Below are 9,393 nucleotides of genomic sequence, written 5' to 3' on the forward strand. Positions count from 1 at the left end.
TGTCCTACAACTGAATCTCTAAGTACAGAATAATCACCAACATCCCATTCTTTACCTATTTGGTTTTTTAATAGTTCATCACAACAACCACCCGCCAACCCCAGCGGATCAATAAACCCTGTCGGACAGTGCACATACCCATACGGATTCAACCCGCCCAGTAGCCCTATGGGATTGGGGGAGATATACTGCCCGTTGTCCTTATCATAATAGCGGAAGCGGTTGTAATACAAACCCGTTTCTCGGTCTTCGTATTGGCCCGCAAAACGAAAGTGGCATTCGGTATAAGTTGGGTCATTGTCGGCAAGGCCATCGCGGGATTGCCAAAATTGCATCTGCCCCCACGTATTGAGCCGTCCTGCCCAGCTCGCCTTACCCGCTTCTGTAAAAATTTCTCTCGGTGTGCCTTGGTGGTCGGTCACCACATAGTGCAATTTGCCATTTTGATAGCGCGCCGTCGGTGTAATAGCCCCCGGCTCGTACAACCATTGAATTTGTGAATCATAAGCCGGTGTTCCATCGGCATAAATTGGCGTTTCCTCCACCATTTGGTAGCCTGACCACAAATAGTGCCATGCTGTCACTTTGGGCTTAAGTTGGGGAAACCGTGGATTAACATGCGCTGCTTGGCTATCCACGGTTTGCGTTTTACTCAGCCGTCGGCCAAACGCATCATAGGTATAGCGCCAACAATCCCCTTTTGGCGTGAAACACGCGGTCAGTTGGTTTTGTGTATTCCACAGATAGCGCCATTCCTTTGGGCGGTAACCCTGTTCATGAACAATTTTCTTCTCTAGCCGCCCATTCACATCATAATGATAAAGCTGATAGCCCCTTGCCGTATCCCGCCGTGTGACTCGCCCCGCTTGTTGTTGCTGGAATAACTGCAGCATCGCCCCTTGCGCATCCGACGGTAACGTCATGTGCTCGGTGAGGTTTAAGTTCGCATCATAAAGAAACTTTTCATCGTGATTGCCAATTTGGTTGCTGTATTGGGTTTCGATGATTTGGTCGTTCGCGTTATACCGATAGGTGGTCTGCTTCCAGCGGTCATCCTCGATGCCCACCACATTGTGTGCGCGGTCGTATTGATAAGAACGGTGCACATCGGTACAAAATGGCGGCTGATGCGGGTTGTGTTGCAGTGATTGCAGGAAATTTTCACTGCCCCGTCCCGCCCGTTGATGGGCGAGTAATCCGGTGGCGGTGTAATGGCTTGAATTCTTTCCCAAACAGAACGTTATTACACGGTGTGCTATGCCCCGAATTGCAGTAAAACCAGCCCACTGTCGGCAATCCACTTAACAGGGCATTGGTTAAAAGAGGCAGGTTTTGAGACGGGTTTCATGTTCACGATGAAGATTTTAAACGGCTGTTTGGTGTTAATCCCCGACAACGAAGACATCAGAGCGATAAAGTAGCAGAACCAACAGTAGCAAGCGCAGCTCACCACACTATTCGCGAGTTGATGGCGGAGTCTATCTGCAGCTAAAGGGTAAACCGAGCGGCTCTTAACAGAATGATAAAGTAGGAATACATTATCATTCTGTTGATTATTAGTTCAAAAATGAGATATTGATTCTATCTACGTAAATTTTCACATATTTATTTTCATAAAATGAAGCTTCATATAGCAAGTCATCTTGAAATATCACATTGGATATAATGAATTTATTTTCAATTAGATAGCCACTTAATTCATATGAAAATGATTTTCCAACTTGTTTCGGTAAAGTATCAGTGGCTAATTCAGCTCTTATTTCATCGAAAATTTCAAATTCAAGATCAACTAAATAAATACTATCTAATTTTATTGGATTATTTAGATCGCAGATAAAACATGTAAGTACAATTTCACCAAGAGAAATTGTTACTTCTTCTTCAATATTTGGATTCAATGAAATTACTTTCGCATAATATTTCATATTTTATAATCCATTAGCATCTCTAGGAACAAGATTGATAACTTTTTCATCTTTATTCCCATTGAGTAGTTTCCAAACATCTTTACCGCTTTTTGTATGTATTGTAGCTATCTGACCTTGAGGATTAACTCCAACGAATGCCATTTGCACATCACCTCGTTTCATATTTCTCATATACATTACATATCCGGTACGGTGCTGTTCTAATGGTTTATAGTAGTATTCTATTTTATGGCCTTTTTCCATAACATCTCGGCCTATTTGTAAATACTCTGCTTCTGAAGCCGCTCTAAGTTCATGACCATGTTTTTCAAAATGCTGAGTTAGCTTTTTAGGATCAGAAAAATTAGCGTGTTGAAATGAGTTTAGTTTTGAAGTACTACACAACCCCAACGGATCTATAAACCCTACCGGACAATGCACATACCCATACGGATTCACACCGCCCAATAGCCCTATTGGGTCATAGGGCGTATTCCGACGCCATTGTACTGCCGGATGCGTTCAACCACCTGATACACATCACTTTTTAAAGAACATTTGGCTGATTAAGTGGTTTTAACCAACCCTAAAAACCCGACGTGCACTTTTTCAAGTTTACCCATCTTTCGGTGTTCTGTCAGGCTTTTATTGGACTTACGGACTGGCTGACCAGAACTGTTGCACGGGGCGCAGTTCACTGCGACACGGGCGGCGGTTGGCCGGGTGTGGGCCGGCGAGGCCCACGTATAAAGCCGTTAAGCAGGGAGCCCCTTTAGGGGCGCACGGGGTGACAGCGGCGAGCACGGGAACGAGCTAGGATCTGGCGACTGCGAGCCGAGCGCAGCCTAATGGCACTGGGCGGGGCAAGCCGCCCACCGATGTTGTGATAACCGCGCAGCGCCCGATGCCCGAACGGCGCCGATATAATGGGTGTTACGCGTGGCGGCGTTCAGCCGTTTCGCGTAATGAAACGTTATGGTAAATAACAAAACAGTGTAACCAGTTTTATATACTGTGTATCGTTGTCTTGAATATTTATAGATTAGTTAACTCGTTATTTTTTATTTCCCCATTTGAGAGGAAAACAATTAAGCATATTGTCGCTTACTTATTTAAAACTCTTTTTCGATTCGTCAAAAAACTATTTATCAAGCGCAGAAATATTTTGTACTTTCCAATTCTTATTTCTGACAAACACACACCATACGCAAAATGGAATTTTGATGGTATTTATTTGATAAATATAAAGTTTATTATTAATTGTTATGGCTATGTAAACATAGACTGATGCATTTCTGCATCATTCTGATGACGAATTGATGCAGGATATAAAATGTTGAAACTTTATATATCCTATGGGTAAGTATGAAATAAATGGTTGCACATCATATGTGATATAGAGAGTTAAACTGTAACTACTGTTCTCACGCATCAAACTGATGCGCTGCCGATGTATTGATACATCAGTTTTTTCGTGTAAACCTATGTCAATTGATGTTCAAAATTAATAACTGTGCTTATTTTAAGTTTAAATTTTGGCTGAATATGACCAGATATTAAAATACACAAAATATAATTTGATGGGTTAAATATCTTCAAAAAAATTCATCCTCAATAGAGGAGCGTTTGTAATAATTTTTTTGAATATTTAACCAAAATGATGAACTGCTACCGAGAGCCATTGATAGACGCTTCGCAATTGGTAATGTAATGATTAGATTACCATTAACGAGCTGTTCAGTTTCTAATACATTCATTTCTAACTTTTCAGCTAAAATATCAATACTTAGTTTAAGTTCATTCAAAGTTTCAGTGATTAATTCACCTACGTGAGGTGGTTTGTACATTCTCATCTATTGCAACCTTCTATTAATTTTTAAAGAGATATAGCCTCTATTTATCACGAAAATCGACTGTGTGTATCGTTACTCTTCTGCTTATTTTAAATAACACTACCGTCATCGTTTTACTCGGTTGGTAAAATCGTTGAACACCACAAAACAAGTTTGTGCTTTTCAACGATTTCAGGTCAGTTTTTCAGCCAACTCTGACGATGTTAAAAATATACCTAACGGCAACAGAAACCGTTATAAACTTTCAGGATAGATTTGGATGTTATGGGGTGTGTTTGGTGCTTAAAATATGGTTGAGGCGTTTTGATGGTGTTAAACGGGCTGTTTTAGACAATAAACTTGCCCGTTTAACATAATGGGTCTTATCGGAACCTGAAAATAGGCGGCTGATTTTTACTTAACGGACATGGATTCGGATATCTTAAGTAGTTTTTCATAATCAGGGAATCTTTCTCTAGTAACTTCTTGTTCCTTATTAGGATAAATAAAAGTAGCCATTGAATCTTTATTTTTCTCTTTTGGTCCAATGCTGTACGTTTTCATATTAAATTTATAATCAAGATCAACATTGATATTATTGGCGTTTTTTACTTTATAGGTCATGGTTTCGTATTTTGCAATTAGCCAAAATGACTTTTTATGACCACCAATAAAATCCTCAATAATTAGAGGAAATAATATTAACTGCTCATTTATATCTCCTGATTTTTTTTCATATCCGCCATCAAAAGTCGCGGGCGCATTATTATCAAGCACAAAGGTGGCTTCCATACCAAAGTTTTTTGATATTAACGGGTCTATTTTTGATGAATCTTTGAGTTTGATTTCAAATTTAATATTACTGAGTTTCCAATCGCATTGACCGCCACCTGATTCAGGAATGGTCGTTTCTACTTGGTTTGATTGCGCGATTGTCAATGGATAGCTGGCTCTATGAAATCCTGGGATAGTATACGTTTCCATGCTTGAGTTTCGACGTTCTTTACGGCAAACCTCAGAACGATAGGTAGCTAAAATGGGTAAGGCCTCTAATTCGTTAGGCACAGTAGCTGTAAAATGAATATTTTCTCCGTCTAATGGTGGTGAAAACATACTGTTATTAGCTGCGCAGCCGTGTAAAAAAAACAGGCCGAGCAGCATAGCCAATACCGTTTTATTCGCTTTAAATTTCATGTATTTCATCCTTGTAGCGTTCAAGTGCCTGTTTCAATATATCATTTTTTTCTGTACTTCGTTTGACCTCATTCTTAAGCGCGTTTTCAAGCGCGATAAACGTCGCATTACGCTGCGCGTTTAACGGATAAGCATCTTTATGATGAATGAGTTCTTCAAATCGCTGTTTTGAAGCGATTAACTTAGGCGCTTTCGTGGGCTCTAACATACTCAATAACCGATTATTCATAATCACTTGGTATTTACTGGCCATAGAGTGGTCGGTTGCCATGGTCATAATCGTGTCTAACGATGGGTTATTTCCTTTAGGAAATATTTCATCGATAAGAGTCCGGTCTACTTTGATGGCATGAATATAATTTTTTTGCTCTTGTTCTAACTGACCATTTAATTTATTGGCAATGTCAGGAACTAAGTAAAATTTATAGTTGCCATTCATACGCCAACGGGCGCGAACGGTACCAGCTCCATCCCCGACTGGATGTTTTGGATCTTCACCGATTTGTCTGGCTTCAAAGAAACTGACGGTATTGCCGTGGTGGTAATAAACCTCCCCCATATCAGGGAATGCTTTTTGCAGTGGAATAGTTGGCAATGTTGCCAATGTCCAACTAAACCCAAAAACAGTGCCCAATGGGCCGTATAGATTAAAGAGCCAGTTATCCATATTGGTATCGAATGGCACACTGGTGACGGTATCCGCATCATTGACATGCCTAAAATGGTTGACGGATGCTAAGGCGTTAACGCCACTGCCCGTAAAAACACGCGGGCTACCATAGGTGTACAAAAGAGGATTATTATCCCTTAATTCGCTGGCGTGCAATAAAGCAAGTGCTCCTCCTAAGCTGTGACCTGTGATGAATAATTCTTTTGTTTTTGAATTTGTATCAATTCTTTTTATTTTTACCGGAAAATATTTTTCGACACACTGATAAGCATCTAAAAAACCTTTATGTACTTTGGCATTTTGAGCTAAAAGAATGCTTTTCGGGCAAGGGATAGGACGATACGTTGCATCAGTAAGCGCATCTCTTACACTGGCAGTACCTCGCCAGGCAGCAATAATTTGCGTGTCGTTTTCCACATAAAACATTTGGGTGTCATGCTCAAATTTTGGTGCATCTTCCGCTTGCTGAAGATCTAAGTAAATTGCAGGGCGATAGCGCTCTTTAAAAGGCACATCCGTCACAATAGCGGGGTAATCGTAACCGTCCGTCATGACAGGCACTTTGGATAAATGAAAACACTGTTGATAGAAAACAGACGTGGTGGTATCTGGTGTGTTGATAAATTCACGCATATCTTCGATTTCATCAGGGTCAATCATGGTTTCATCTTTATACACAAGCAATGACATTAACCCTAAATTATAGGCATTGACCATGTCATAGTCTGGGGTGTGGCTGAGAATTAGCGACCACGCTCTAAATGGACAGACTTCTATCACATGACGTTGATTAAAATCTTCCCCCATGAATTTCAATCCGTTAAATTCATCTTCTTTTGGAAAATGATAATGGGGTAGCCCAAAACGAGCCTGTTCCCATTTATCGATATCCGGGGCTTTGTCGCATAATTCCCCGATAACCGCATACCGATAGGAATAGCCTTGTAATAGCACATCAGGTTTGACGGTCGAGTGAGCCTCCCCTCGAAGTGTTCTCAGTGGACGTTTTTCCATTTCATCGGTGAGTTTTTGAGCTTCAATGGTCAATGTTGCCACCGTACGAGGTAAGTCTTCTTGCCTCAAATACCCTTGTGCATCAGTAACACCTTTTCTAATAACCCCATTACGAACTTTTAAGGTGTAAGCCAAGCCCGCCAAGGGCTGATTCTGTTCATCAACCAGCACACATTCTATCCATGCCTTACGCTTAGAACAATCTGCACAATAGGGGTCATTATACTGATACGGCATTGGCACTCCTTGTCATGTCGGGTAAATAGCCTTTTTCATCAAGGTAACGCAAAAATAAATCATCAAAGAGATAAGCGGTGTCTAAGCGCTTTTGTTGACACTCGTCCATCCATTCACGGATAAGCGCAATTAAACGCCCTTCTGGCTCATCTAACGAGTCAGCTAAGGTCGGGTGGTTTTCCCAAAATTGAATATAAAAATTATCAATCACATTCAGATAGGCTTGTTCTGAATTTCGCCAGACCTTAATCAACTCTTCACTGAGAATATAATCAGCAGGGCTAATGAACGGCTCTGCATATGGAGGGCGTGAATAAATCACCTTCGTTTCACTCTCTTCAATAAAGCAGTCCTCAACGGGCATCATCAATAATGCCCAGTCGCCTCGGCCTAATTTAGGTAACAACGTACGCGCAATACGGGCATCAAAGAAGCGAAAAATGATTTTCTCCTCCCCCATCCAAGCAAACTGGTATTTTTGCCAGTGGGTGATTTGGGTACGCCAATCCAATTGACTTTGATACGCCCACCCCCAACTGGGGTCGCTAAACGGCTCACTGTCTAACATTTTACCGAGGTGAAATAATTGTGACCGTTTGACTTTCACGAGCCACGGACTCACCTCAGCCAAATGTGCTAATGCCGTTCCGTGGTAAATCGGGAAGGCCTCCTCAATCCAATCATGGGCATAGAACCGTTTAATCGGATTGGGGTCTGATAGGGTATTAATCAAAAAATACACATCATTTTGCGGGGTAGCCGTTAACCAGGATAACCAGGTTGAGCATGGGGTCGAAATTGATGTCTGTGGCATTATTCATTCTCACTCGGCTTCACGGTTAATCCCCCCGCTTGTTGCGCGGCCATGGCACAGTATTTTTTGACGGGGTACGGGGGCTGCTCAAACGGCGCGACGCCTTCTGGTAATTCCAAAGCAACAGGGGCGCCACTGCCTGCACTGCCACCACCGACCACCATATCGCTAGAAGTGAATATCGTGCCGGGGGTAATACGAATAAAACTGCCCCCCACTTTCAATGTGATTTCTGTATTCGCTTCCAGAACGATTTTCCCTCCGCTGACTAAATGAGTTTGCTGGCTGCTTGCATGCACCGTTTTCCCGTCAACTTGTGTCTGTTGGTCACCTTCGATATGCAAAGAGGTGCTGCCTGTAATATTTTCCTTTTGATTGCCTTTAAGGACGAAGTGCTCATTGCCCGCAATTTCTGTAAAACGGTCATTATCAATACGATATTTAGCATCATGCTGAACGTGCCAACGCGTATCGTGTTCAATGTGCACATTCATGTCACGCTGGGCATGGAAATAAACTTCCTCTTGGCCTGCTCTGTCTTCAAAACGTAATTCGTTAAAACCCTCCCCTTTGTGGGTTTTCGTTTTAAACGTGGTACGGGTCATCTCATCGGGGAGATTTAATGGGGGCACATTGCGCCCATTATAAGTACATCCCGTGATAATCGGCCTATCAATATCCCCATTCAGATAGCTGACAAGCACTTCCTGACCGATTCTGGGTATCGCCATAAATCCATACCCATCCCCATTCCAACCTTGTGCGACACGTACCCAGCAAGAGCTGCTTAAATCAGGTTCACGATATCGGTCCCAGTGAAAATAGATTTTCACTGCCCCGTCTTTGTTCGTGTAAATTTCTTCCCCATCTGGCCCAACCACCGTCGCCAATTCATCCCCATCCGCGATGGGTTTATGAATAAACGGCGGGCGCCAATCTAGCTCACTCGGAATAAAAGTCAGTTGATTAGATAAAGTCGTACCTTCGCCCCCTCTGTTATCCGCTAAAGGTTGGACTCCGTGATGAGAAACCGACACCACTTGCCAAGGGCGGTTCATATCAAGACTAGGGTGGGATGACAACGCGAAAATTTTACCCGGCATCAAAGCAAAACAGTTAGTGTTCGCACTACCTACACAACGGTATTGCTGACTCCCTTCATGACGAAGCGCTGTAAAACGGTCTGCATCCTCTTGGGTTTGAAAACGTCCATAACTTTCGTAAAAGGGGTGCTGACCATGAATATCCCCTTTTATCTCATGTTCTAATGGGTAAGAGGGGCGCTCAGGATTGTAATCCTTATAGAGGGTTTTGCCAGATAACAACGACTCGCGATAGCGCCAGTGATACGCAGTATGGTCTTGGGTATCGGTATCGTATTGGGGGTTATACACCAAATCAATTCCCGCCGTCATCCCTAAATGAGAATCGCTGTAAAACAGCCGTGGCTCTTGTCCCGCATCCTCAAACCAAAAGCTAATACCTTCCTCGGCGGCTAAGCGACAAAAAAATTGGTAATTGGATTCACGTTTCTGCGTGATGTAATCGCGTTGTGGGTAAGGCGTTTTTGCGTAAAACTTGCAACTTGCTTTAATGTGCTGTTAATGATCATGCAAAACTCCACCAAATTAGGCAGGAAAGATCGTGTAAAAATGATCCACCTGATAGCTCTGCTACACTCCCTGTTTTTGCAAGGGATAATTTGGAATGCTTTGTATGGAAACC

General features: G+C 42.4%; 8 protein-coding genes and 1 pseudogene. 1 reads left to right on the plus strand and 8 read right to left on the minus strand.

Going from position 1 to position 9,393, the window contains the following annotated elements; translation table 11 throughout:
• Positions 1–1,232 (minus strand): RHS repeat domain-containing protein (locus ACLPIE_RS21890; RefSeq protein ID WP_430263752.1); only part of this gene is annotated, 1,232 nt, incomplete at its 3' end.
• An 18-nt stretch (positions 1,233–1,250) separates the two neighbouring features.
• On the opposite strand from ACLPIE_RS21890, the gene ACLPIE_RS21895 reads away from it, so the two are divergent.
• Positions 1,251–1,421, plus strand: a complete 171-nt coding sequence (locus ACLPIE_RS21895; RefSeq protein ID WP_430263753.1) for a SymE family type I addiction module toxin — start codon at positions 1,251–1,253, stop codon at positions 1,419–1,421.
• 135 nt (positions 1,422–1,556) lie between these two features.
• On the opposite strand, the gene ACLPIE_RS21900 is transcribed toward ACLPIE_RS21895, so the two are convergent.
• From ACLPIE_RS21900 to ACLPIE_RS21930, 7 genes and pseudogenes are all read right to left on the minus strand, one after another.
• The gene (locus tag ACLPIE_RS21900; protein ID WP_430263754.1) at positions 1,557–1,925 is read right to left on the minus strand and encodes a hypothetical protein; all 369 of its coding nucleotides are present in this window, start codon (positions 1,923–1,925) and stop codon (positions 1,557–1,559) included.
• A 3-nt stretch (positions 1,926–1,928) separates the two neighbouring features.
• Complete coding sequence (locus ACLPIE_RS21905) at positions 1,929–2,348, minus strand: hypothetical protein (RefSeq protein WP_430263755.1); 420 nt, start codon at positions 2,346–2,348, stop codon at positions 1,929–1,931.
• A gap of 1,154 nt (positions 2,349–3,502) precedes the next feature.
• On the minus strand, positions 3,503–3,760 hold the full coding sequence (locus ACLPIE_RS21910; RefSeq protein WP_430263756.1) for a HigA family addiction module antitoxin: 258 nt from the start codon (positions 3,758–3,760) through the stop codon (positions 3,503–3,505).
• Between the two features lie 393 nt (positions 3,761–4,153).
• Positions 4,154–4,933, minus strand: a complete 780-nt coding sequence (locus tag ACLPIE_RS21915) for a hypothetical protein (RefSeq protein WP_430263757.1) — start codon at positions 4,931–4,933, stop codon at positions 4,154–4,156.
• Positions 4,923–6,854, minus strand: coding sequence for a lipase family protein (locus tag ACLPIE_RS21920; RefSeq protein WP_430263758.1), 1,932 nt, complete (start codon positions 6,852–6,854; stop codon positions 4,923–4,925). Before ACLPIE_RS21920 ends, ACLPIE_RS21915 begins: the two co-directional genes overlap by 11 nt.
• Positions 6,838–7,668: a DUF4123 domain-containing protein gene (locus ACLPIE_RS21925; protein WP_430263759.1), complete on the minus strand. Its 831-nt coding sequence runs from the start codon at positions 7,666–7,668 to the stop codon at positions 6,838–6,840. Before ACLPIE_RS21925 ends, ACLPIE_RS21920 begins: the two co-directional genes overlap by 17 nt.
• Positions 7,668–9,266: pseudogene (locus ACLPIE_RS21930) on the minus strand (type VI secretion system Vgr family protein); the annotation flags it as partial. The gene ACLPIE_RS21925 and the pseudogene ACLPIE_RS21930, both read right to left, overlap by 1 nt.
• Positions 9,267–9,393: the final 127 nt, after the last annotated feature.

The organism is Providencia sp. Me31A (assembly GCF_050487165.1).
Lineage (GTDB): Bacteria > Pseudomonadota > Gammaproteobacteria > Enterobacterales > Enterobacteriaceae > Providencia.